Raw genomic sequence first — 845 nt, 5'->3', positions numbered from 1 at the left:
GTACTGCTTGTGTGCCGTAGTGAGCACCACTTCGTTGTCGCCTTCCATGCCTGCCTGCTAGCCGGTGCGGTAGCGGTTCCGACAGCACCGCCGCGCAGGAAGAACCTGGCGGACCGCTTGTACTTGCTGGCACGCGATGCAGGTGCGTCGGCCATGGTCTGCGACGGCGATGACGCGCTGCAGGCCGCTGCAGGGTTGGAGCATGCATTGGATGTGGTGGATATGCGCAGTGCGCCGGTACCCGTTGATGGCGACCAGTGCGATGTGCTGGGGTCCACTGACGGTGCGCAGCTTGCCTTCCTGCAGTACACGTCCGGCTCCACTGGCGACCCCAAAGGGGTGGCGGTGAGCCATGCCAATCTGGCCGACAACAGTGAATCGATTCGCGTTTCGATGGGCACCTCGGAACGCTCCAATATTCTTATCGGCCTGCCGTTGTTTCATGATATGGGCCTGGTGGGCGGGGTGCTGCAGTCGGTATATGTGGGATGCACCACCAGCTTCGTGCCGCCCGCGGAGCTGGTCCAGTTTCCAGAGCGTTGGCGTGGGTTGATTGCCTCGCTGCGGATCACCACCAGCGGCGGACCCAACTTCCTGTATGAACTCGCCGCAGAAGCAGTGACCGAGCACGATCTTGAGGGGCTGGATCTTTCCTGTTGGGAGGTGGCCTTCTGCGGAGCCGAGCCGATCCGAGCCGATACCATTGCACGCTTCACGCAGCGATTCGCAAACGCCGGGTTCCGTGCTGGCGCTTTTTATCCCTGTTACGGCATGGCGGAAGCAACGCTTTTCATCACCGGTGGCCGTGTCGGTGCGAAACCAAGGATGCTGCTACGGGATGGAAT

General features: G+C 61.7%; 1 protein-coding gene. It reads left to right on the top strand.

Annotated elements, in window-relative coordinates:
• Positions 1–9: 9 nt before the first annotated feature.
• Positions 10–845: AMP-binding protein (locus tag ACXJKJ_RS30350; RefSeq protein ID WP_457395115.1), on the top strand; the 836-nt coding region annotated here is incomplete at its 3' end.

Source organism: Roseateles sp. P5_E1 (genome assembly GCF_054049335.1).
This window is presented reverse-complemented; position numbering and strand designations above follow the sequence as displayed.